Annotated in this window: 16 protein-coding genes and 1 pseudogene; 10 read left to right on the top strand and 7 right to left on the bottom strand. The window is 65.7% G+C overall.

Translation table 11 applies throughout. From position 1 onward, the window contains the following. The 3 genes and pseudogenes from AB7U92_RS04030 to AB7U92_RS04020 form a co-directional block, all read right to left on the bottom strand. Positions 1 to 574: pseudogene (locus AB7U92_RS04030) on the bottom strand (hypothetical protein); the annotation flags it as partial. Between the two features lie 165 nt (positions 575 to 739). Next, positions 740 to 2,011: a DUF1173 family protein gene (locus AB7U92_RS04025; RefSeq protein ID WP_428574915.1), complete on the bottom strand. Its 1,272-nt coding sequence runs from the start codon at positions 2,009 to 2,011 to the stop codon at positions 740 to 742. 35 nt (positions 2,012 to 2,046) lie between these two features. Further along, on the bottom strand, positions 2,047 to 2,934 hold the full coding sequence (locus tag AB7U92_RS04020; RefSeq protein ID WP_428574914.1) for a hypothetical protein: 888 nt from the start codon (positions 2,932 to 2,934) through the stop codon (positions 2,047 to 2,049). Between the two features lie 215 nt (positions 2,935 to 3,149). On the opposite strand from AB7U92_RS04020, the gene AB7U92_RS04015 reads away from it, so the two are divergent. The 7 genes from AB7U92_RS04015 (at position 3,150) to AB7U92_RS03985 (ending at position 8,320) form a co-directional block, all read left to right on the top strand. Beyond that, on the top strand, positions 3,150 to 3,392 hold the full coding sequence (locus tag AB7U92_RS04015) for a hypothetical protein (protein WP_428574913.1): 243 nt from the start codon (positions 3,150 to 3,152) through the stop codon (positions 3,390 to 3,392). Positions 3,393 to 3,491: 99 nt separating this feature from the next. Continuing rightward, on the top strand, positions 3,492 to 3,947 hold the full coding sequence (locus AB7U92_RS04010; protein WP_428574912.1) for an antirestriction protein: 456 nt from the start codon (positions 3,492 to 3,494) through the stop codon (positions 3,945 to 3,947). 8 nt (positions 3,948 to 3,955) lie between these two features. After that, positions 3,956 to 4,174, top strand: a complete 219-nt coding sequence (locus AB7U92_RS04005; protein ID WP_250200215.1) for a hypothetical protein — start codon at positions 3,956 to 3,958, stop codon at positions 4,172 to 4,174. Between the two features lie 71 nt (positions 4,175 to 4,245). Then, positions 4,246 to 4,722: a hypothetical protein gene (locus AB7U92_RS04000; RefSeq protein ID WP_428574911.1), complete on the top strand. Its 477-nt coding sequence runs from the start codon at positions 4,246 to 4,248 to the stop codon at positions 4,720 to 4,722. A gap of 198 nt (positions 4,723 to 4,920) precedes the next feature. Then, positions 4,921 to 6,030 (top strand): ABC-three component system protein, encoded by a 1,110-nt coding sequence (locus tag AB7U92_RS03995; protein ID WP_428574910.1) that lies wholly within the window; start codon positions 4,921 to 4,923, stop codon positions 6,028 to 6,030. Further along, positions 6,018 to 6,512: an ABC-three component system middle component 2 gene (locus AB7U92_RS03990; protein ID WP_428574908.1), complete on the top strand. Its 495-nt coding sequence runs from the start codon at positions 6,018 to 6,020 to the stop codon at positions 6,510 to 6,512. Before AB7U92_RS03995 ends, AB7U92_RS03990 begins: the two co-directional genes overlap by 13 nt. Further along, the gene (locus AB7U92_RS03985) at positions 6,509 to 8,320 is read left to right on the top strand and encodes a hypothetical protein (protein ID WP_428574907.1); all 1,812 of its coding nucleotides are present in this window, start codon (positions 6,509 to 6,511) and stop codon (positions 8,318 to 8,320) included. The genes AB7U92_RS03990 and AB7U92_RS03985 overlap by 4 nt, the downstream gene beginning before the upstream one ends. Positions 8,321 to 8,419: 99 nt before the next feature. On the opposite strand, the gene AB7U92_RS03980 is transcribed toward AB7U92_RS03985, so the two are convergent. Beyond that, positions 8,420 to 9,019 (bottom strand): RES family NAD+ phosphorylase, encoded by a 600-nt coding sequence (locus AB7U92_RS03980; RefSeq protein WP_428574906.1) that lies wholly within the window; start codon positions 9,017 to 9,019, stop codon positions 8,420 to 8,422. Next, entirely contained in the window at positions 9,000 to 9,614 is a 615-nt protein-coding gene (locus AB7U92_RS03975) for a hypothetical protein (RefSeq protein ID WP_428574905.1), read from the bottom strand. The genes AB7U92_RS03980 and AB7U92_RS03975 overlap by 20 nt, the downstream gene beginning before the upstream one ends. Positions 9,615 to 10,322: 708 nt before the next feature. On the opposite strand from AB7U92_RS03975, the gene AB7U92_RS03970 reads away from it, so the two are divergent. Further along, entirely contained in the window at positions 10,323 to 15,137 is a 4,815-nt protein-coding gene (locus AB7U92_RS03970; RefSeq protein ID WP_428574904.1) for a helicase-related protein, read from the top strand. Positions 15,138 to 15,205: 68 nt separating this feature from the next. On the opposite strand, the gene AB7U92_RS03965 is transcribed toward AB7U92_RS03970, so the two are convergent. Next, positions 15,206 to 16,645 carry a hypothetical protein gene (locus tag AB7U92_RS03965; RefSeq protein ID WP_428574903.1) on the bottom strand — a complete coding sequence of 480 codons (1,440 nt, stop codon included), beginning with the start codon at positions 16,643 to 16,645 and terminating at the stop codon, positions 15,206 to 15,208. 566 nt (positions 16,646 to 17,211) lie between these two features. On the opposite strand from AB7U92_RS03965, the gene AB7U92_RS03960 reads away from it, so the two are divergent. Continuing rightward, positions 17,212 to 18,420 carry a ParA family protein gene (locus AB7U92_RS03960; RefSeq protein ID WP_250200228.1) on the top strand — a complete coding sequence of 403 codons (1,209 nt, stop codon included), beginning with the start codon at positions 17,212 to 17,214 and terminating at the stop codon, positions 18,418 to 18,420. Between the two features lies 1 nt (position 18,421). Beyond that, entirely contained in the window at positions 18,422 to 19,471 is a 1,050-nt protein-coding gene (locus AB7U92_RS03955; protein ID WP_428574902.1) for a ParB/RepB/Spo0J family partition protein, read from the top strand. Positions 19,472 to 19,683: 212 nt separating this feature from the next. Here the strand turns inward: AB7U92_RS03955 and AB7U92_RS03950 are convergent, their stop codons facing one another. Further along, on the bottom strand, positions 19,684 to 22,137 hold the full coding sequence (locus tag AB7U92_RS03950; RefSeq protein WP_428574901.1) for a phage integrase family protein: 2,454 nt from the start codon (positions 22,135 to 22,137) through the stop codon (positions 19,684 to 19,686). Positions 22,138 to 22,381 lie beyond the last annotated feature (244 nt).

Genomic DNA, 22,381 nt, shown 5'->3' with positions numbered 1-22,381 from the left:
CGTCGACCACGGGCAACGGCAGTTCGTCCCGATCCCCGCTCCATCGACCCGCGTCGAAGGAAGCCAGCAACTCCCTCATCACTGCCACCCGCCGGGGTGCGTCTTCGGCACCGCCGGGGCCGCGCTCGCCCGCAAGGTCGAGGCCACCTTGCCCCGCCAGCTTGCCCTCCGCCTGCAGCTTGGCCGTGCAGGCGTAGCGGCGTCGGCCCTTAGCAACGGCGAAGGTGAAGGGGATCGGCACCAAGCGCTGCAGGCCGGGCGCGTCCTTCTCCGCATACTGGTGTTGCAGCGCGACCGTCGAACTGCTCACGACAAGCCGCTTTTGCCTGGACTTCGCCATCACGAGCGCCGGCACCAGGGCACCGAACGACTTGCCCGTGCCAGTACCGGCCTCGACGATCGCGAGGTGGTCGCCGTTGCCAGCCTGTTCGTCTTCTGCGCGACAACGCGACAGCGTGTTGGCCACCGCCGCGATCATCTCCATCTGCGGCCGGCGCGACTTGAAGCCCGGAATGCCCTCTCGCAGCGCGTCGATGCACTGGCGGATTAGGTGCTTCTCTTCCTCGCGGACCATGCGGCCAGCCTACGGTTCAAGCGTCTGAGCTCAAGAGCCGCTCGCAAAGGCCAATTGCCAGCCGATCGCGAGTCGCGGCTGACCCCGGTGGCCTCGCGTTGCCCCCGCTACTGGCTTCGTCGGGAGCCTTTGCCGCGGGCGCTCGAGCCCCGCGGCTCACCATTGCTATCCGACTTCAGAGACGTGCTGCCCTCGCGCCGCATTAGGCCCTGCAAGGGCTGTCCCGGAACCCGCACGCGGCGGCAGCGCAGGCAAGGCCTGGTCGGTGCGCCACACCCACGCGTCGCCACCCGCGGCCTGGACCGCCTTCTCCTTGGCGCTCTGTTCCTTCGGGTCAAGGAAGGCACTCACCACATGCAGCGGGAATGGCCCGCCTTCGGTGTCGAGCAGCAGTGCGTTCGGGAAGCAAGCGCCACTCTTGGCGTCGAAGCGCAGCGGCTTCAAGAAGGCACGGCCCTGCCGCTGCAGTTCCTCGACCAGCGGCAGCTCATGGAGGCCGTCGAGCGGTATCCACTGATCCGAGACCAGGGTCATCGACAGCGAGTCCACCTGGTAGAGGTGCTCACGCTTGGCGTAGATCAGCGCGGCCATCACGACCATCGGCTTGCGCTCCAGATCGGCGTCACGGGCCTGCAGGGTGGCCGCATACGCGCGCTCGGCGCGCTCCCAGGCCTTGTTCTCCATGTACAGCGGCACGTCCGGCATGTGCTTGACCAACAGCCTGCGCCCGTAGGCGCTTTGCTCGGCGCCGTTGAACTGCCCGATGACGATCGCCATCTTGTAGGCCACGTCGTCGCCCGGCGAGAGCAGCATGGCCAGCTTGCGCCGCCGCCGCTCACCGATCTCTTCCTTGTCGGCAACGCGGAACGGCTCGGGCACATACAGGCGCTTGTCCAAGGTCTCGCCCTTGAGCGTCACGCCGGCTGCCGCAAGCTCGAGGTACTTCTTGATCACGCCCTGCGAGCGCCTGCCCTCCATCGCCGGATACCAGCGGTTTAGCCCGGCGCGGTGGTAGAGGAAGTGCAGTACCGCTCGCAGGCTCATCCGCTTGCGCGGTGCATTCACGGCGGGAGGCTCGCCGTTCGCCTCCCCTCGCGGCATTGCCTTGCCGGAGACCCTGGAGAACGGGAAGTCGGTCCGGATCTCCACGTGATCTGCGTTGTGCTCGACGATGGCCTCGCCGACGAGTTCGCCCAGCCCCGAGAGACCAGGCTCTGGCTCGAAGGACTGGCAGGTCGGATGGTGCATGTCCCCGGTGCCCGGCATGCGCTTGACGACGTACTCGCCATGCTTGGCGATGTACATCTCCACGCCACCGCGAACGCACATGCATCGCGGACGCTCCGAGCTTTCATACACCCTCGACAACGCCTCCTGCAGGCCCGGGTCGGTCGCCAGCAGCGTGACGCCGCGGATGAAGTACTTCGCTGCGTCCATGGCAACCTCCTGGGCGTCTGCGGCCACGATCGGGCCTACACGATCTCGTGAGACACGAGGTCGAGCGGCATGGGCGGGAGCCTGAGCAGCCGTCGTACCTGGCGCGCCGACCGCAGCCCAAGCAGTTCCCGAAGCTGGGCCCTGTCCGCACCCTGTCGATCCAGCGAGAGTGCCACCTGCCTGCGTGCCTGCTGTGCCGTCATGCCAACCCATCCGGCGCGCGCGAACGCCAGTCGCAGCGTCGCTTGCAGATACTTGGAGGTGAGCCGCGAATCGGTCGGTGACCGGCGGGTGATCAGGAACGGCCTGCCCGCTTCGGTCAGGAACAGGCGGCTCTTCGGATCGAGCCCACGGAAACGCCCGGGTTCGCCGGTGCCCAACCGTCGACGCAGGCGCTCTTCCAGGTAGATGTCGATGCTGGCCACGGCTCGCGACGAGTTGAAGTACAGCGGTCGCGCGATGCCGCTGGCCGCCACCTCCCCACGCAGTGTCGAGATCCGCCGCACGTTGCCGATCTCATCCAGGTAGTCGCCCACCTCCAGCAGCGCGAGTTCCATGGTCTTGAGGCCCGTGCACAGCAGCGTGTAGATCAGCGCGATGTCCCGGTTGGCGCTTCGGCAGCACGAGCGCAGGCGGCTCGCACCGGCAGCAACCTCATCCGCATCCAGCACGACCCGGCACGGCGGCGGCGGTGCGCCTACATCGTGTGCGCGCGCGGCGGCCATGATCGTCTCCCGCTCGCGGCGGATCGCGACCAGGCTGTCCAGCCAGTCCACCCGGATCGAGCCCAGCGCACCCGCCTGCTGAAGCCTGCGCAGCAGGCCTTTGATCCGACGCTCGACCGTCGAGCGCGCGACACCCAGGTCAGATGCCACCTCCTTGTAGCTCCGGCCGCCTTCGACCACGCTGATGAGCAGGCTCAACGAATCTAAGGGTAGGCGCCCCATGGACTGACCTCGACCTGTGGGTTGAACGTCAGGCAACGCCGTCGATGGGCGAGTTGCCGTGGCGCCAATCGTCCCGAAGATGGCGGCCGCCTTCAACCGGAAAGGCGGCTCGAAGTCCCCCCGGATTTCGGGCGCCGCGCGGGCCAAAGCGACAGATCCGCCGCTGCAGGTGCGGGGCGGACGAGTGACGGATGGGCATGCGCCGTGCGATGCCCCTTTTCGACCGCGCATCGTTGATTCATACTGACCTTGCGATGGGCATCTCTGCCTTTGCCGCTGTCACCAGCGTTCCGGCCTGGCCGGCGTTTGCGGTCGTGACCCGCACTTCAATCTGCCTGCTCCCGCAGGCCACCCTCATCCTTCGCCGGCATCTGCCGGCTCAGCTGACAACCCAGCGCGTGCCGCCCAGCGGTGGCGGCATCGACGGGTCGTAGGCAAATCCCTGCGGGGCCTCCCCGCATATCCCCAACCCGAGCTCGGGCGACACCCCGAGTCGGGTTCGCTCGTGCTCATGCGCTTGAAAGGCAAGCGACATGAACCACGATTCCCTCTCCTTCGCTCTGGCGCCCTGCCAGGCCAACGACGGCGACGCGCGCATCACGGCGAGCATCGTGCCCGCCGAGCAGCGCATGGACTTCCTTCCGAAGCACTTCGGTGCGCGGGCGATGATGAAGTTCGAGATGTCCGTGTACGACTGGATGGGCAACCTCTGCCCGTCCTATCGCGGCGGCTACTGGAACTACGTCGAGCTCTCCAACGGCGGTGCGTTCATGTACCCGGCTGGCGTCGACGCGTTCGAGTTCACGGTCGAAGGCAACGGCTTCCACGGCACCGTCTCCGCCGAGGTGGCAGGAATCATCGCCACCACGTTCGCGCTGAACGGCATGCTCTGGCGAGGCTGGGACAGCCTGAACGCGAAGTACGAGTTGCTGCAGGAGTTCATCGGCGAACACCCGGATGCGATGACCATCCGGCGTGCCCTGGACTAGGGGCCGCCATGCTCACCCATCGTTGCAACAGGTTCGTCGTCCTTCTGACGGGCATGCGCCACTACACCACCGAACAGCTCCTGGCGGTGATGCACGAGCGGCGCTACCCGCCGTTGTTGCGGGTGGCCGCGCTGCGGTGGCTCATCCATTGGGCTCCGTTGGACATCACCAAGGGCGCCCCTTATCTCCAGCGGCGGCGCTACGTGCGCCAGCACTACCACGTGTAGCCGCCACCAACCTCAATCCGAAGGCCACGGCCTCCAGGCCGTGGCCTTCCGCTCCCCCAAGGAGTCAGGCCATGTACATCCGAACCCCGCGGATCGGCGCCGTTTGCTCGGCGGATCCAAACGACATCCACGCTCTCGCGGGCGACTTCGCCTACGAGCTGCGCCAGTTCAGCAAGACCGACCGCGATGGCGAGCGGCGCCGCGCCTCGTTGGCCGCGATCGACGAGTTCGAGAAGGCAGGCGACGACCCGGAGGCCCTTCAGGCCTTCGTCGACGGCGCGGGCCTCGAGGCCATCCAGGCGTATTGCCTTCCGTTCATGAGCTTCTCGCTCGCACCCTCCGGTGAATACGGCTTCTGGCCGGACCTGGAAGAGCTCGAGTACGCAGCCCGATCTGAAGAAGGCGTCGTGAAGGTCAGCGCCGGCGACGTCTGGCCGCCCCTGTGGTCAGCGTCGGGCCGTGACATCCAGTTCGTCATGGAGGTCAACGACCACGGCAACGTGACGCTCTACAACCGCCGCCGGCGAGAGGTCTGGAGTTGCGTCTAGCAGCGCGCGCAGGGTCCGACGCGTGTTGGCGCCTTGCACATTCACGGCGCGGGTCCTTGGGCCCGCGCCAACAACTTGACGAGTCCGATCCGCATCACCAACTTGGCGCAAACGCGCTGGGGGCACCGGAACTTCGGCAACAATACGAAGCAAATCAATGGGTCTTCGACCAACGGTCTCAGGGGAGGCACGCAACGCATGGCGAAGAAGGGACCAGCGACCGCTGTCCAGAGTGCGCCAACCCAAGTTGGCGCACCGGCGAAGCTCAAGAAGCCGAAGGCACACCGTCTCGTAGTTAAGCGCGGCACGGTTCCGCCGTCCGTCTTCTTGCATACGATCTCGGACAAGGACTGGGAAGAGTTCATTGCCGCTGCCTGTCGACAGCGTACGATCGGTGGCGCAAAGTACGTCTCCGTCAAGGTCCTCGGAAACGCCGGCGACAAAGGACGCGATGTCGAGGCTCGGCTACAGGCAACCTTGGTCTCCGATGGCTGGGACCTCTATCAGGCCAAGCACTATGAGCAGCGCCTGACACCGGGCAACGCCTACCCCGAACTGCTGAAGTTCTTTGGTCACCTTCTGGCCAAGAGCTTTCCTGTGCCCAGAAAGTACTACTTTTGTGCGCCGAAGAACGCGGGCCCGGAGTTACACGACCTGCTCGCTGACCCCGACAAGCTGCGCTCAAGTCTACTCAGCGCCTGGCGGGCTGGCACCCACGGCCTCAGCGCCGCCAAGCTGACGCCGGCAATGGAGGCGCTCATCAACACCTTCGACTTCAGGCGATTCGAGGAATGTCAGGTCGTGGACCTGTTGGCTTGGCATGCCGAGGACGCCAACGCCCACTGCAGTCTGTTCGGGATCGAACCCGAGCGCGGCGATGATCCGGCCGTCCCGGCCCAAGCCCAAGCTCACGAGATGACGTACGTCTCCGAGTTGATCAGGGCATACACCGAAGCCGAAGGGGTGCCGATGGATCTGGCCAAGGTGCTGGCAGACGAGATCTATCGGGAGCATCTTGCCGCGGCCCGCGAGGCCTTCTACGCGGCAGAAGGTCTCAAGCGATTCAGCCGAGACATTTATGTCGAAGATGAGTTCAAGAATCTGCTCGACATGGTCTTGAAGGGCATCAAGCTTAAGGTGAAGAGCCCGCTCCTCAAGACTGGCCTTCAGCGCCACGACGCAGCAATCGACGCATCACAGGCGCTCGCTGTGACCGACAGCGTGCTGCACACCCGCCTACGCGGTGGTGATCTCCCGGGCACCTGCCATCACCTCGTTAACGAAAAGCAGCTGACATGGGTGCGGTGAGCCGCAAGCAGCCGGAGCTGTTCAACACCCCGTTCGAACTCGGGTTGCGCATGGTCTATTTGCTGTTCGCGCTCAGGCCAGGCGGCGCAGACCTGCAAAAGCTCGTACTTCTCGACTATGCGATCGTCTACTCGCAAGACGTGGGCGGCCCTGCCAGCCTTCATACACCGGTGCCGTACCGGAACGCCGAGTTGTTCAGCCGACGTGAGCGCATCGAGCAGGGTCTCTACCTCATGAGCACGCGAGGTCTTGTCGACGTCGTCCTCGACGAACGTGGAATGACGTATGTCGCCGGCGCGAGCAGCTTCACCATGGTCGGCTCACTCTCTTCGAAGTACTGGCGGGACTTGCAGGAACGCTGCGTCTGGGCAGCCGAACATTTCGGCACGGCCACCTCGGCCGAACTGCTCAATCTCTTTGCCGAGAGTGGGCACCTCTGGGGCGCAGAGCTGGAAATCGTCAAGCAGCCCTATCTCCTATGACGGTCAAGCTCGTTTCACTGGTAGCCAGCGGCCCCGACAAACCCGATGCTCGGGTCGACTTTCGTCATCCCGCCATGCTCGTCCGTGGCGCAAGCGACACAGGCAAGTCGTACATCCGGGACTGCCTGTGGTACCTGCTCGGTGGCGAGAAGCTGCCTAAGAAGATCCCCGAGGCGCTGGGCTACGACTTGCTCACCCTGGAGCTTGAGGTAGATGACGCTCGGTACGAGGTCCGCCGTGCCCACGCGGGAGGCGACTCGAGCCTGAGCAAGTTGGGCGTGGGCGAGGACGGCATCCGTACCAAGGAAGTGCTGGAGGAGGACGTCGGAGACTTCCTTGTGCGGCATGCCGGAGCGGCCGGCAAGCAACTGCTCAGGTCGCGATCTAAGCGCGGCCTTGTCACCGGCGGCGATTTGCGCCACTGGTTTCTGCTTTCGCAGCCGACGATGATCAGCGAAGACGCGACAGCCGGCTCGGTCGCCAACGCGACGCAGCGGATCGCAGCCTTCCACATGTTTCTCACCGGTGCCGATGACTCCGCCATCGAACTGGTCAAGACTTCGAAAGAACTGGATCGGCTCGCTGGGCAGATTCTGGGAGTAGAGGAAGCTCTCCGACGTGTCCGCGCTGATTTGCCCAGCGATCAGAGTAGGGTCGATGTAGCTGACGCTCTTGAGCGCGTCGACGTCGCGCTAAATGCGATGACGACCCACTACGAGGCACGAGCCAGCTCGCTCAAGGGGGTGCGCGACGACATCCTGAAAACGAGCGCGGAGCTTCAGGCGGCCGAGCGGGAACGAAACCACTGCTTGTCGATGATCGAGCGGTTTGATTTGCTCGATGCGAAGTACAAGAGCGACAGCGAACGCCTGGGTGCCACCTGGGAGGGCGTCGCCATGTTTCAAGCGCTCGAGGAAACGCCATGTCCCTTATGCGGAACTTCGGCTGAAGCGCAGTTCGACCCCAGGCAGCTGCGGCAAGGCGCCCAAGAAGGATACCGAAAGGCACTGAAGGCCGAGCTCGAAAAGATCGTCATCTTGCGGCAAGGCCTCACCATTGCGCTCGCCCGCGAGCACGACCGCGCCGCCCGCATGAGGGAAGCCGTTGCACGGCTTCGCGCCGGACTCGGCCAGCTTGAAGCGACTGAGAAGTCACGCGTGAACGAGACACGCTACGAATTCACCGGCGATCCCAAGTCGCTAGCGGTCCGCCGGAGCTCACTGTCTGAGCAGTTGGCCAAGTTCGACGAGGAAGCCCAGCTACTGGCTGAGCTCGCGCGACTGACGAACGCGAAGAAGCAGAAGAAAATTCCGCTAAGTCGCAATATTGGCGTTGCTGCAACCGAGGTCGCTGCAATTGCGAAGCGCTACCTGCATGCCTGGGGATTCACAGGCATCCAATCGGTGCTGCTCGACGCAGATGCATGCGATTTGGTCCTCGACAGCCGCGCTCGTCTCGATTTCGGCGCTGGCAAACGCTCGATCTTCTTGGCCGCGCTGGCGATCGCGGTGATGGAGCATGCCGTTGCGCACGGGTACCCGCACCTTGGGCTTGTCGTCATTGATTCGCCGCTCAAGTCTTATGCTGACCCGAAAAGCAAAGAGCAGCGGGACGTCGCAGTATCCACGGTCACGGATCGCTTCTATGCATGGCTGGCGAAGTGGCAAGGTCCTGGCCAGCTCATCATTCTGGAGAACCAGGAAATCAGAGACGATTCGAAGGCGCTGTTGGAGCCACTGGAGTTTGTTGGTGACGGCGACGAGGAAGGCCGCCGTGGCTTTTACCCAGTCAAAGCTGCATTGCCATGAGGTGCGGCGGCTGAACGCATCACAGACTCAGAGCCCGGTCCAGGGCCGAGATCTCTTGGCGAATGTCCCCCGCCAGAATGCGGCCCAACTCGGGCAGAGTCACACTGCGTCGACGTTGAACTGATCGCAGAGCGCATCCACCTGCGCAACCTTGAGCCTCTCCGACCGAAGCTTCTTCAACCCGCTGCGCTCGAAGATCGCGTAGGCGAAGCCCTTGTTCGTCTGGCGGGACACGTACCGAATACCCTGCCATCGCGGATCGGCATCGTGGATAGCCTGTGCCCACGCTTGGCTCACCGAGTAGTCGGCCAGCGCGCTGATGTCGTTGTTCAGGCCCAGTGCCTTGAGGGCCGCGCCGGTCAGGTCCGCCAGGACCAGCGTCTTGCGCTGCTCACAAGCGAACCGCACCACCGATCGCTCCGTCAGTTCGTTAGAGGGCACCTCGTAGGCGCCATCGACGAAGCGTCCCGATTCGTGGATCACGCTCTCCGCGAAGGCGACCTCGATCGAGTTGGCTGTATAGCAAGTGCCGAACTCGCCGGCGCGGCCTGGGTCCGGGTCATCGAAGCGGTACACGCCTGACGACCAGTACGGCTCGGTGCCCGGGTACCGGCTCAGTCGCACCAGCGAGGCGACCTCGACCCTGATGGGCCGAAGCAGATCCTCGAATGTCCCGGGCTCAGGCAGCCGCAGCGACACGCGCGGCTCCCCGCTCGCGCGCCCAGGCCGTGGCCAACCGTTCCACCTTGGACATCGCGACTCCGGCGTCCAGGGCCGCGGCGACGCCCTTCCCCCCCAACGCCCCGTGCTCGCGCAACCAGAACATCAGCTTCTCGCTGGCACCGAGGTCGCCGAGGGCGCGGCATACAGCGGCCACAACCTCGCGGTCCAGCGCCAGGAAAGCTTGCGGGTAGTACAGCCGGTTGCCGATCTTCACCGCGAAGACCTCGCCCCGGTCTGCAGCGGGCGCCAAGGCCTGCCGTGTGAGACCCCAGGCCTGAGCGAGTTGCTCACCGGGCACCACGAGGCCGTCCTTGACCCATTGCACCCGGGCCGCTTCGCCTCGTGCGGTGGCACCGGCAAGCCCACCGGACGTGGCGGACTGAGACGGCGTCCCGGTGGGCAGTTGGGAACGCGCGGCGCGCGGTCGCGCGCCACCGGCCTTCGACGGCTGCAGCGCGTGGCGGCTGACCACCGACCGAAGACTGCCCAGGTCTTCGCTGAGCCGTCCTACGGCCGCTTCGAGCTGCGCGATCCGGCGCAGGAGGACAGGGGTGCTGACATTGGTGCCCATCAGCCGATTTTAGGCAAGCAGGAACAATAAAGCAAACGGGGCAATCGTAGCAAACGGCGACACCGGGGAGGCAGCACTCGGGCTGGCGCAGGCACCGAGAGGGTTGCGGCATCCCCCGCTTCCCTTGCCTCTATGCGGCGCGGCTGCCTATGGCCGGTTCATGTCCGATGAACATGCGCCAGCGCGATGGAGTGTCTTTCCCATCCAGCCCCCTTGTTCCATACTCAATTCGCTTCGTGGCTTCCGGCCACAGCCGCCCTCTGAGGCGTTCCGGCACAGCCGGCGTTAGCGGTCGTGACCCGCACGTAGATCCGCGCTGGGCCCTGCCCCGCCGCCGCCTCTTCAGGCGGTGAGTTCTTCCGGTGCCCGCCTGACAGGCGGCCGCACCGAACCCCAGATCCGTTCGCATCGGCCTACTGCCTTTCTGGCAGTCCGGCTGGTCGACGCACGACCGCATGCCGCCTCAGCGGCCTGCGGACCCCCTCCCACCGGGAGCTCACGCTCCCCAGGGGGCGTGTGCTCTCTCCACATCACGGAGATCACATGTCCCCATCCAGCCAGGGTGGCTACACCCTTTCCTTGCCGGGCTTCGACACCGAAGCCCCCGCATACCCCGACCTGTTCGCTGAAGCTGCGGAGGCCCCTCCCGCTGCGGTCGATGTTCAAGCGGTCGTGGAAGTGCAGGTCCCCAAGGCATGGCGCCCCACCATGTCCGCCGCGGCCCACACCGCGCAGTTGGTCGAGTGGCCGACATGGGACGACGAAGCCCTCGCCCGCATCGAAGGCCAGGCCACCAAGTTCGAGGCCAACGTTTTGGCCATCAACGCGCTCCGGTCGATCGAGAGCGAAGCCAGGCCGGCGAGCGACAGCGAACGCCGCGCACTGCTGCGCTACACCGGCTGGGGCGGCATCCCGGCGAGTTTCAACGACGAGGGCCGGGATCCAGCCTGGGTCGAGCGCGCCGGTCGCCTGCGCCAGTTGCTCTCGGCCGACGACCACGACTCGGCGCGGGCATCGGTCAACAACAGCCACTACACCGATCCGCTCGTCATCCACTGGATCTGGGCGGCCCTGCGCTGCCTGGGTTTCCAGGGCGGCAATATCCTCGAACCGAGCGCAGGCACTGGGCACTTCCTGGGCTGCATGCCGGCCGACATTGCCCAGCGCAGCCGCGTCACGGCGATCGAGCTGGACCGCATCTCTGGCCGCATCCTTCGCAGCCTCTACGGGGCATGCGGAGTTGATGTGCGGATCGTCGGCTTCGAGGCTGCGACCTTGGCCGAAGGAACCTACGACCTCATCCTGTCCAATGTCCCGTTCGGCCGCTACGGCGTGCTGGACAACCGCAACCGGCCTTACAGCCGAGCCAGCATCCACAACTGGTTCGTCGGCCGGGCGCTCGATGTGCTCCGCCCTGGCGGTCTGGTGTGCTTCATCACCTCGACCTACTTCCTGAACGAGAGCGATGCCGGCATGCGCGCACACGTGGCATCCGAAGCCGACCTGGTCACCGCGTTCCGACTGCCCTCGGGCACGTTCGAGCGCATCGCATCGACCAGCGTGCAGGCTGACCTGGTCGTCTTCAGAAAGCGCGCGCCGGGAGAGGCGGCGGCCGCAGCCGAGTGGCTCGACCTGGACTACGTACCCAAGACGATGCTCCGGGACGGCTGCCACGAGCAGTACCTGCGGATCAACCGTTGGTTCGTGCGCCATCCGGAGCATGTGCTGGGTCGCATCGACAGGGTCAGCAACGGCTTCCAGGCCGTGCCGACGGCCATGCTCGATGGAGACCTCGAATCCGCGCTGCTCGGCGCCCAGGCCCTGGTGCCCAAGGGCGCGTACAGCGTGCAACCCAAGGCCCCCGCCAGAACAAACCGGGACATCGTGCCGGCACCCGCTGGCACGCGGCCGGGATCGCTCGTGGTCAGCGAAGGCCGCATCGGCATCGTGAAGGGCGATCTCGTCGTGGACCTGCACGACCGCCTCAACGCCACGGTCCGGCAACGAATCGCCGGCATGGTGGACATCCGCGATCGGGCTCGCGCGTTGCTCAGCGCACAGCTGGGCGCCACGACGGATCAGGCGCTGATCGAACTGAGACGGCGTCTGAACCAGAGCTACGACCGGTTCGTGGGCAAGCACGGCTACCTGTCCTCCCGTGCGAACGCCCTCGCCTTCCGGCGAGACCCGGACTATCCGCTGCTCCTGTCCCTGGAGCACTACGACGAAGAGGAAGAAGTGGCCACCAAGGCCGCGATCTTCTCGAAGCGAACGATCTCGCCCGTCCGCGAGGCCACGGTCGCCGAGCATCCCGACGAGGCACTCGCCCTGTCGATGCAGTGGAAGGGCCGGGTCGATCCCGACTACATGGCCCGGCTGCTGCGGGCCACGCCCGAAGACGCCGTGGCGGACTTGTCCGCGCGCGGCATGATCTACCTGAATCCCGAGGGCGACCGGCACGAGCCGGCCGACGAGTACCTCTCCGGCAACGTGAAGCGCAAGCTGACCGTGGCCCTCGCCGCTGGCGACGCCTACAGGGCGAACGTGGCGGCACTGGAGAAGGTGATCCCCGAGGATCTGCCGCCAGGCGACATCGCGCTGCGACTGGGTGCGGTCTGGGTGCCGGCCGACGTGGTCGAGGCCTTCATCAAGGAGGTGCTCGGCCTGCAGGACACCGCCGTGCGCTACCTGGCGGTGGCCGGCACCTGGTCGGTGACCTTCAACGACTGGGCGGCCCGACAAAGCGTCGCGTGCATCCAGGAGTACGGCACGCAGCGCATGCACGCGATCGACCTCGTGCAGCATGCGCTGAACGTGCAGACACCCACGGTGCGCGACCCGCACCCCGAGAAGGACGGTGCCTACATCGTCAACAAGGAAGAGACGCTCGCGGCGCGCGAGAAGCTCGGCTTGATCCGGGACCGCTTCGCGGCATGGGCCTACGAGGACGCTCCGCGGCGCGAGCGGCTGTGCAGGATCTACAACGACCTGTTCAACTGCATCCGCCAGCGGGAGTTCGACGGCTCGCATCTGAAGCTGCCGGGCTTTTCGCAGTGCTTCGAGCTCCACGCGAGTCAACGCAACGCGATCTGGCGCGTCGTGCAGTCCGGCAACACCGGGCTGTTTCACGCGGTAGGCGCCGGCAAGACGGCCATCATGGTGGCCGCGAGCATGGAACTGCGCCGCCTGGGCCTGGCCAACAAGCCGGCCCACATCGTGCCGAACCACTGCCTCGAGCAGTACGCCGCAGAGCTGGTGCGGCTCTATCCCTCCGCCGCCGTGCTCATGGCGACGAAGGAGGACCTCGCCGGCGACCGCCGGCGGGAGTTCGTGGCGCGGGTGGCCACCGGCGACTGGGATGCGATCGTGATGACGCACTCCACCTTCGAACTGCTGCCCATGTCCGCCGGCTTCACCGGCGACTTCATCAAGGACACCATCCGCGAGATCGAGATGGCGGTGCGCATGTGCAGCGCGGACAGCCGGTCCAACCGGATCGTCAAGCAGCTCGAGCGCATGAAGAAGACCTGGAAGATCCGGCTCGAACGCCTGGAGAACCAGGATCGCAAGGACGACTTTCTCTGCTGGGAAGCACTGGGGGTCGACTGGCTTGCGTACGACGAGGCCCACTCGGCCAAGAATCTGTTCCGCCACACCAAGATGGCACGCATCGCAGGCCTGCCGCTGAGCAACTCGCAGCGCGCGTTCGACCTGTACCTGAAGACGCGCCACACGATGAGCCTCTACCGAGGCGAGCACCGTGGCGTGGTGTTGGCCACGGCGACCCCGGTGGCCAACAGCATGGCCGAGGTTCACACGTTCCAGCGATTCCTGCAGCCCAACACGCTGCGCTCGCTGGGGCTGGAGCAATTCGACGCCTGGGCCGCCACCTTCGGGGAGACGGTCACGGCGCTGGAGATTGCGCCCGACGGCAGCGGCTATCGGCTCAACACCCGGTTCGCGCGCTTCATCAACGTGCCGGACCTGATGACGGTGTTCTGCGACGTGTCGGACATCCGCACGCGCGAGATGCTGAAGCTGCCGGTGCCGATCCTGAAGGGCGACAAGCCCAGAACGGTGACGTGCAAGCCTAGCGAGCCACTGCGCGCCTTTGTGCGATCGCTCGTGAAGCGCGCCGAGCGCTTGAAGACCGCGCGGGTGGACCCGCGCGAGGACAACATGCTCATGATCGCCAGCGAAGGCCGCCTGGCCGCGCTGGACATGCGACTGATCAACAGCCGCCAACCAGCCGACCCCGGCGGGAAGGTGGCGCAGTGCGCCCGAGAGGTGCACAACATCTGGCAGGAGACTGCGAGCCTCAAGAGGGCGCAGCTGGTCTTCTGCGACCTGTCCACTCCCAAGAGTGGCATGGCGTTCAGCGTCTACCAGGCGCTGCGCGAAGAGTTGATCGAGCTGGGCCTACCGGCCGAGCAGATCGCTTTCATCCACGATGCCGAGACCGACTCGCAGAAGGCACGCCTGTTCCGCCAGGTGCGCGAAGGCAAGGTTCGTGTGCTGCTCGGTTCGACCCCGAAGATGGGCGTCGGCACGAACGTGCAGCGGCGCCTCGTGGCCCTGCACGAACTCGACTGCCCATGGCGTCCGTGTGATGTGGAGCAGCGCGAGGGCCGGATCCTTCGCCAGGGCAACGAATGCGCGGAGGTGGAGATCATCCGCTACGTCACCGAAGGCAGCTTCGACGCGTACAGCTGGCAGACGGTGCTCACCAAGGCCAAGTTCATTGCGCAGGTGATGAGCGGGGACAAGGGCATCCGGTCTGTCGAGGACGTCGAGCTCGCAACGCTGACCTACGCCGAAGTGAAGGCGCTGGCGTCGGGCAATCCGAAGATCATCGAGAAGGCTGGTGTCGACGCGGAGATCGCGAAGTACACCTCGCTGCTGTCCGTGTGGCGCAACCAACGCTACGCGAACGAATCCGAGGTGGCCGGCTTGCCGATGCGCATCGAGAGCAATGAGCGGCTGCTCGCAGCCCTCGTGGCAGATGCCGAACGGGCGCACGCCGTTCTCGGAACGGACCTGGTGGTCAACGTCCACGGACGCACCCACCGCGGTCGTGAAGAGATCGGCGAGGTGCTCAGGGCGACCGTGCGCAGCGCGAGGGCATCGATCTCGCGGTCCGCGCGGGACGAGGTCATCGGCACCGTCGGGGCCTTCGAACTGTGCGTGTTCATCGGACGCGCAGAGGACGAGGTGCACCTGTTCGTGCGGGGCGCGAGCTCACACGAGTGCAGACCGTGCCAGACCGGACCGGCACTCCACGCCGGCTTGATCGAGACGATCCGCGAGATTGCGCCGCACCGCGATGACTGCGCCCAGCGGCTCGCGAGGATGCGCTCGAAACTCGAAGGTCTTGCGGCTGAGCTGCAGCGGCCCTTCGAGCACGAGGATCGCTTGGCCTCGCTGATCGCGAGGCAACGTGAGCTCGAAGCCGAGTTGGACCTCGGAAAGGACGAAGTCGGCAGCAACGCTGTCGAGGATGTCCCGGAGCAAATCGCAGCCTAGTCACTGCGCGCCCTGCCCCACTGCACATGCAGTGGGGCATTTTTTTTGCCCCGGCAGTTGTGGCGAGTTCAGCCCACGTCCCGTTCGCTGCCTGCGTCGATGGCCATGAGGCTCTCGAACTCCGTCAACGGCAGCGTCGCCCAGTCCTCACCCAACTCGCTCTTCGCGTAGTGCTGGATCACCATCACCTGGACCAGCGGTGACTGCCACTCACCGCGCGCAAGGCGCTTCATGATGCTCGGGCTGGGTGCCGTGTTTGCGTCCGCCTCGTCACGCACGCGCCGCACCCACTCCAACTGCTCCTCGACGTCCAGCTTGGCGAACTGGTCGCGGATCAGGCTGAAGCGCCGGTGGCGCTCAGCGTCTTCGACATCGCGACGCGAAGCGGGCATCGCCGATGCCGCCCTGCTCTCGACGACCACGTGCGCCGTCTTCTCTGGTTCGGCGCCCTGCCCTGCCGGCGCCTCTTCGCGCGCCTTGTTCGCGATGATCGTGCGCAGGTAGGCGCCGGCGTTGCCGATGCGCGGGCGGTCCGCTCCGCTCAGGAAGCGCTCGTAGCGCTCGAGTCCTTCGGTCACGGCGACAACGCCGTACGCGCGCTCGAGTTCCTCGATCACCGTGTCGCGGATGTTCAGCTTGCCTCCTCTCAGGATGTTCGTCACGTCGGGCGGCACCGGCGCGATCCTCTCGGGACGCCGTGCGCTCTTCTTGACTGCGAACTGAACGAACTCGACTTCACGGCCGCGCCTGAACTCGATCAACTCGACCTCGATGTCGCCGAGGTCGTTGATCTCCTTGATGGCGGGCGCAACAAACTCGTTCTTGAACTTGCGCCATGCGCGGACCTTGGAGGTCGGCGAGCTTCGCAGTGACTCGGCCCACCAGGACCAGTGCTGCCGGCTGGTGACGCCCGCGGGGCTGTCGCGGTAGCGGGCGCAGATCTCGTAGAGCGCCACCGCGCAGTAGGTGGTCAGCTGGCGCAGCACTGCGAAGTCGACCTGGGCCCAGCGGGAGGGGCTCACCAGTTCTTCCCGGATGGACGGCGGGTAGTACCAGGTCACCCAGTTCTCGCCTGCACGCTTGTAGACACGGACCTCGGCGAGCAGGTTGAAGATGCGCAACTCGTCGGTGATCTGAGCCGGCGAGGCGCCCTCCTCCTTGCCGTCGATACCGAAGGTCAGCGGCAACTGCTGCTCGGACTTCGACAGTGGCCTCCACTCCACCTTCGTCGACACCATCTGGTCGATGTACTTCTTCGCATCGCTGGAGATGCTGTTGGTCGCACCGAAACCGCGAAGGATGGAATTCAACGGCGCAGCGAAGCCGCCGTCTGCACCCTCTGTTCCGGCCGCTGCCTGCATCTGGGCAAGATGCAGCATGACCGAGTACGCTTTGCGTCCAGTGACCGTCAGCGATCGGTTGGTCGGCACGATCGCCAGGGCGATGACGGACTTGTGCAGCATGCCCTGCACCACATCCATCTGCCTCACGATTGCCACGCTGCCCATGCGTCCATTCTAGGGCGCCAACCTCGGGCAAGTGTCCGGGTTGACCAGCGTCTTTCGGACGCGACACGTGCAACTCGGTCGGCGATCAGAACTGAGCAACTTCCGAGCGACTACGGCCGGAAAACCCGGACACTTTGGGCGACTCGTGGGCGCGACGGACGACCTCTCGAGAACGGTGGCTGGGGTCGAAACGGGGCCTGAAAACCCGGACGCCAAGTTATCCACAGGCGGAAAAGTTATCCCCAGGACTTCCCGGACGCCTTCAACCAGGTTCACGGACGCTTCCGCAGCCTTGTCCGGACGACTGGCGCCGGGAGTCCGGACGGAGAGCCGGCTAACTTATTGATTTCAAATGACTTTCTGGCAGAGAAAGTCTTGAACTATTGAACTTCTAAAACTGATCGACGACTGCCCTTGGAGGAAGTCTTCAAAACGTCCTGAAATCCAGGTTCTTCGCAGTCCGAGCACTGGCTTGTCTGCGATAGACGTGGAATTCATCGATGTCTTGAAAAAGCACTGTCTCACGTAGAATTGCGTTCATTGTCATAGCGCACTGCAAGGAACGCATGGATCCGACCACACAGGGGCCCCTGGCGACCCACCCAATCTCGCTGAAGGCCATCACCGAGCAGGCCGAGCGGGCAACGTCCATCGTGGCGCAGGCTCGCGGTGTGATGCTAGCGCCGGATGCCCGCAAGCTGCCGCCGACGTTCTCAGCGACCCAACTGATCGAGCGCTTGAAGATCGAGCGTTCCCAGTACGACTATCGCGTGCGCAATCCTGGCGACCTGCCGACCGGGCGGCTGACGTCGACGGGCGCCCGTCGCGAGTTCACGCTCTCAGAGATGCGGCAGTGGGCCCGGCACTACCGGGCTGACCATCTGCGGCCCGAAGGCGGCGAGGCCATCACGATCTCGACGGCGCACTTCAAGGGCGGAAGTTCGAAGACGACCACAGCAACCACCCTCGCCCAGGGGCTGAGCATGCGTGGCCACAAGGTGTTGGTGGTGGACGTCGACCCGCAGGGCAGCATGACGACCCTGTTCGGCTTCCTGCCGGACGCCGAGGTCGACGTTACCCAGACGCTGCTGCCGCTGTTCAGTGGCGACGTGTCGGACGTGAGCTATGCGATCCGCCCAACCTACTGGGACGGCGTGGATCTGGTGCCGTCCTGCTCTCCCCTCTTCTCGGCCGAGTTCATCCTTCCGACGCGACAGTTGAAGGAAGCCGCTTTCCAGTTCTGGCGCACGCTCGACTACGGGCTCGACCCCATCCGGTCGAAGTACGACGTGATCATCTGCGACACGCCGCCGTCGCTGTCGTTCCTGACGGTCAACGCCCTCATGGCCAGCGACGGCATCATCATGCCGCTGCCACCGAGCAACCTGGACTTCGCGTCGAGTGCGCAGTTCTGGGATCTGTTCAAGGATCTGGCCGACGACTTCGCCGGACGGGGCGCCGGCAAGGACTTCGCGTTCATCAACATCCTGCTGTCCAAGGTGAAGTACGCCGCACCCAAGGACAACACCGGGCAATCGACGGCGATCATCCGCGAGTGGATCCAGGCCGCCTACGCCGAGCGCGTGCTGCCGGTCGAGATTCCAGACGTCGAGGCCGTCCGGACCGCGAGCAAGGAGTTCGGGACCGTCTACGACGCGACGCGCGACAACGCTTCGACGCGCACCTTCAAGAGCGCCTTCGAGGCCTACGATCGGTTTGTGGACCTGATCGAGCAGCAGATGGAAACGTTCTGGCAGCGCCAGGTGGGAGGTTGAGGTGGCCACGCAAAAGAAGGGGCAGGGAATCGCCTTCAAGATTCCGGACCATGTCGAAGCGCCCGCAGTAGCTGCGGAGCCGCAGGCCGATGCCAAGCTGGCCGTGCCTCGCACCGGGGTGGGGATGCTGTCCCGGATGCTGTCTGGCGCAGCCGCCGACACGGAAGCGGTCTCGAAGCTCAATGCCGAGATCGAGAAGCTCAAGTTGCAGGTCGGCGAACAATTGATCGACCCGCACCAGATCGTGTTGACGCGCTGGGCCGACCGCCACGCGGATTCGTTTTCGAGTCAGGCCTTCATCGAACTGAAGCAGGAGATTGAGAGTGCCGGCGGCAACGTGCAGCCGATCAAGGTGCGACCCGCTCGCGGTGCCGCGGCTGAGCAGGCGGACGGGCCTCGGTTCGAACTGGTCTACGGCTCTCGTCGGACGCGCGCGTGCCTCGAACTGGGCCTGCCGGTGCGTGCGGTCGTCGACGAGAACGTCGACGACCAGGCGCTCTACATCCAGATGCAGCGGGAGAACCGCGGGCGGTCGAACCTATCGGCCTGGGAGCAGGGCGTCAGCTACCACAAGGCGCTGAACGAGGGCTTGTTTCCCAGCGCGCGGCGGCTGGCCGAACAGATCGGCCTCGACCACAGCAACGTGGCCAAGGCGCTTCGTGTGGCCGAGTTGCCGCAGGAGATCGTCGGCGCGTTCCGCAGCCCGGTCGACATTCAGTTCCGTTGGGCCGTCGCGCTGGACAAGGCCTACCAGCAGGATCCGGACGCCGTGCTCTCGGCGGCCCGTTTGCTCGCCGGCCGCGCGCCGAAGCCGACTGCTGCGGAGGTGTTTCGCAGCCTGACCGAGGCGGTGTCGGCGAAGGCCAAGCCCAAGGCAAAGGAAGCTTCGCGGGCCTTCGTGATTGCCGATGGCAAGAAGGGCGTGATCCGAGCGGGGAAGGGTGGTGCAGTCACCGTGGAACTGCCTCGTGGTGTCCTGCCGCCGGCCCGCTGGGCAGCCTTCGAAACGGCCCTCCAGAAGTTGCTTTCGGACCTCCCGGAAGCACCGTAACGGGTGTCCGTGGTTCCGTACCACGGACACCATCGACCCCCTCGCCGAGGCTCAAGCCGGAACCAATTCCGGCGAGTCACGGATTCCAGAAGCGCCGTCCCGATCGGCCTCGAAATGCGCGCCGTGGTACCGTACCACAGCGCTCCTGAATGCCCCTTCCAGGGGCCGCCAACGGGGGGTGTGGTTCCGTACCACACCCCGGCTTCACAGGCTTACTTTGGGGTGGTGGACGCCGCTGATGCCCTGCGGCGCGGCGCTTCTTCAGTCCCCGATTCGGCCGCCCGCTGCATCGCCCGCATGCCCCGCACGAGGTCCACAGCGTCAGCCTTCACGTAGACCGAGGTCACTCTAAGGTCGGAGTGCCCAAGCAGGCTCTGCAGCACCTGGGGCTGCATCTGCTTCACGGCGGAATTAGCGAAGGTGTGACGCAGCCAGTGGGTCGATGCGTTCAGGAAGTCCGCCGAACCGGGGGCGCCATCGCGCGCAGCGGCGGCGACGGCCACCTCGCGGAAGAACCGTCGCAGCGCCTTGTAGATCGCCGAGCGCTCCAAGGCCCCGTAGCGGTCAGCCTGCGACGGCAGTTCGCGATCCAGGAACGGAACGCCGAGCCGGTCCAGATTGCGCCGCGGGGGAGGGCGCTTGAGGATCCCGACGAGGGGCCGCCAGGCCTGTTGGTGCTCTGCCCGCAACGCGTCCTGCAATGCCTGCCCCACCCCCTCATCGGGCCTGCTGTCGAGTTCGTGGCCAGTTCCCGCCATGCGCTCGCCTGCCGCGGTAGTCGGAAGGCTGTTGGCCGCCTGGACTCTCTCCACACGTGAGTCGAAGCCCAGGCCTGCAGCGTCCATGTCCCGGTGGTGCTGCTCGAGCAGCGTCTTGATCTCGTCGAAGACCATCACCGTCCGGGGCTTCCCGCCCTTGCCGATGACGTCCAGCAACCATGCCTCCTCGCCATCCACCAGTTCCCGCCGGAAGCCCTTCAGCCGGGTCGTGGCCAGTTCCGACAAACGAAGGCCGGTGGTGCTGCCGAGTTCCAGCAGCAACTGCAGGCGCCGCCGCTCGGGACTGTCCGGCTTTTCATGTAGCACCTCCATGGCGAAAGCCCACTGGCGCTCGCTCAGGGAACGGCGAACGTCGATGCTCGGCTTCAGCAGGCCCAGCGTCCGGCCCAGGTTCGCCATGGCATTGGCTCGCAGGTACCCCTTCTCGTGCATGGCGGAAAACATGCTGCCCAGCACGGTGAACTCGTGTCGCTGGCTGTTCCGCCCCAGCGGGCCCCGGAAAGGCCTCCAGGAGGCGTCCTCGCGCCTCACCTTGCGCTCCTGCACCCAATCGGCCGGCGGAGCCGCCAGGAAGGCCTGGTAGGCCTGCAGATCGGGCTCCTGGAGCGAGGAGAGGGCCTTGCGCCGGACGTGGATGCACCAAAGGTAGAAGCGCTCGGCGATGCGCGTGTAGTCCCGCCGGGTCTGCCCCTGGTACCGGCTCAGCCACTGGCTGATCGCCTGAACATCGGTCTCCGCGCCCCAGACGTTGGCCTCATGCGATCGAAAGGCGCCCTGACGGCCAGACAGGGTATCGGACAAGGTGCCGTCGACGATCGGGACCAGGGCGAACGGCTCTGCACCGGCCACCCCCCGACCCGCCAGTTCCCGCCGACGCAGCAGCGCCAGGTCGGTCTCGGGGCGCCGGGCCGACTCCTTGAAGGGCCGTCCGCCGGCCTCGGCGATGGGAGTCAGCCACTCGAGCAGCCGCCGGGCCCGAACGACGCCCATCCGGGGCACACGGCGGTGCCAGCGGAACCCGTAGATGTTGATGTAGTTGACCAGGTCGCCGAGCGACTTGACGCCGACCTTGGCCAGGTCGCGCGGGATGCCGGAGCCGAGCCAGAAGCCAGCCTCGTCGTCCAGGCCGGCCTCACGCGACAGCACGCGCTCCAGCGCCGCAAGAGCCTCGACGACCGCCTTGCGCTGGGTCGCGGATAGCCGCGGGGTGGCCGCGGCAGGCGATCCCTCGACGATCCGCGAATGAGTCGTGGCGGACAGGGCAGGGGAGGGCGGGGCGGCCAAGTGTCCGGCTTTTCCTGCCCCGGTCTGGCCCGCCGCCGCGTCCTCGCCGAACTCCTCCGCGTAGAGCTCGAGCCACTCCGCTTCCGTGTAGAAGTCCTCGTCGATTCCGGTCGCACCGCAGTACTGCGAGCGCCATTCTTCGAGGCTAGGGGAGGGTGGCCGGCTTGATGCCGGCCTCAGCGCCACCTCGGGAGTGCTGATGTGTCCGGCTTTTCCTGCCCCTCGTCCGGCTTTCGCTACGGCAAAGTCGGGCAGGGCGCGCAGGGGCGGCAGCGCCACCGCCAACTCCGAACCGCAACCCCGCGCCTCGCCGGCGTGCTCGATCGCCGCGACGACCAGGCGCAGACGGGTGGCGAAGTGGCGACGATCGCTGGGCCCCCCGGTGAAGGAGAGGTAGAGCCGCCAAGCGCGCTCGAGGTCGACCCCGTCGAGGAGGGCGCGCAGAAATGCGAAGTGATGGCGGCCGAGCTCGCCGCTGCCTTCGCGCAGCAGACGGGTCTTCGCGCCACGCGGACGGCCACGGCGCCGCGGCGGCACGCTGGCGTTGGCGGTGAGCTGGCCAGGGGCCGGCGCTACCTCTGAAGCCACCACCTCCGTAGGCATGAAAAAGGGGTCCCCCAAGAGCGGTACCCCCACTATAGAAGAATTTTCGCGATGTCCTGAGAAGTGTTCTTATCAGGACATCATTTGGCGATGGAAAATTCCAAGGCATACGTTCTGGGGGTAGTCGTACTTTTCGTGCAGATTGGTGCGCTTTGGCTTGAAACCCAGTATCCATGCGGGTTCCGGGCGGTTGCCACCCCCGCAAGATGAGCGCCCGACCGCCTTGGCGGCGGCCGTGGCGGTA

The organism is Piscinibacter sp. (assembly GCF_050175855.1).
Taxonomy (GTDB): Bacteria; Pseudomonadota; Gammaproteobacteria; order Burkholderiales; family Burkholderiaceae_C; genus Piscinibacter.
This window is presented reverse-complemented; position numbering and strand designations above follow the sequence as displayed.

Excerpts from the sequence above, each read along its gene's own strand:
- AB7U92_RS04025 (WP_428574915.1), bottom strand. The coding sequence starts at position 2,011 with ATGGACGCAGCGAAGTACTTCATCCGCGGCGTCACGCTGCTGGCGACC.
- AB7U92_RS04015 (WP_428574913.1), top strand. The coding sequence starts at position 3,150 with ATGGGCATGCGCCGTGCGATGCCCCTTTTCGACCGCGCATCGTTGATT.
- AB7U92_RS04010 (WP_428574912.1), top strand. The coding sequence starts at position 3,492 with ATGAACCACGATTCCCTCTCCTTCGCTCTGGCGCCCTGCCAGGCCAAC.
- AB7U92_RS04005 (WP_250200215.1), top strand. The coding sequence starts at position 3,956 with ATGCTCACCCATCGTTGCAACAGGTTCGTCGTCCTTCTGACGGGCATG.
- AB7U92_RS04000 (WP_428574911.1), top strand. The coding sequence starts at position 4,246 with ATGTACATCCGAACCCCGCGGATCGGCGCCGTTTGCTCGGCGGATCCA.
- AB7U92_RS03995 (WP_428574910.1), top strand. The coding sequence starts at position 4,921 with ATGGCGAAGAAGGGACCAGCGACCGCTGTCCAGAGTGCGCCAACCCAA.
- AB7U92_RS03990 (WP_428574908.1), top strand. The coding sequence starts at position 6,018 with ATGGGTGCGGTGAGCCGCAAGCAGCCGGAGCTGTTCAACACCCCGTTC.
- AB7U92_RS03985 (WP_428574907.1), top strand. The coding sequence starts at position 6,509 with ATGACGGTCAAGCTCGTTTCACTGGTAGCCAGCGGCCCCGACAAACCC.
- AB7U92_RS03975 (WP_428574905.1), bottom strand. The coding sequence starts at position 9,614 with ATGGGCACCAATGTCAGCACCCCTGTCCTCCTGCGCCGGATCGCGCAG.
- AB7U92_RS03970 (WP_428574904.1), top strand. The coding sequence starts at position 10,323 with ATGTCCGCCGCGGCCCACACCGCGCAGTTGGTCGAGTGGCCGACATGG.
- AB7U92_RS03965 (WP_428574903.1), bottom strand. The coding sequence starts at position 16,645 with ATGGGCAGCGTGGCAATCGTGAGGCAGATGGATGTGGTGCAGGGCATG.
- AB7U92_RS03960 (WP_250200228.1), top strand. The coding sequence starts at position 17,212 with ATGGATCCGACCACACAGGGGCCCCTGGCGACCCACCCAATCTCGCTG.
- AB7U92_RS03950 (WP_428574901.1), bottom strand. The coding sequence starts at position 22,137 with ATGCCTACGGAGGTGGTGGCTTCAGAGGTAGCGCCGGCCCCTGGCCAG.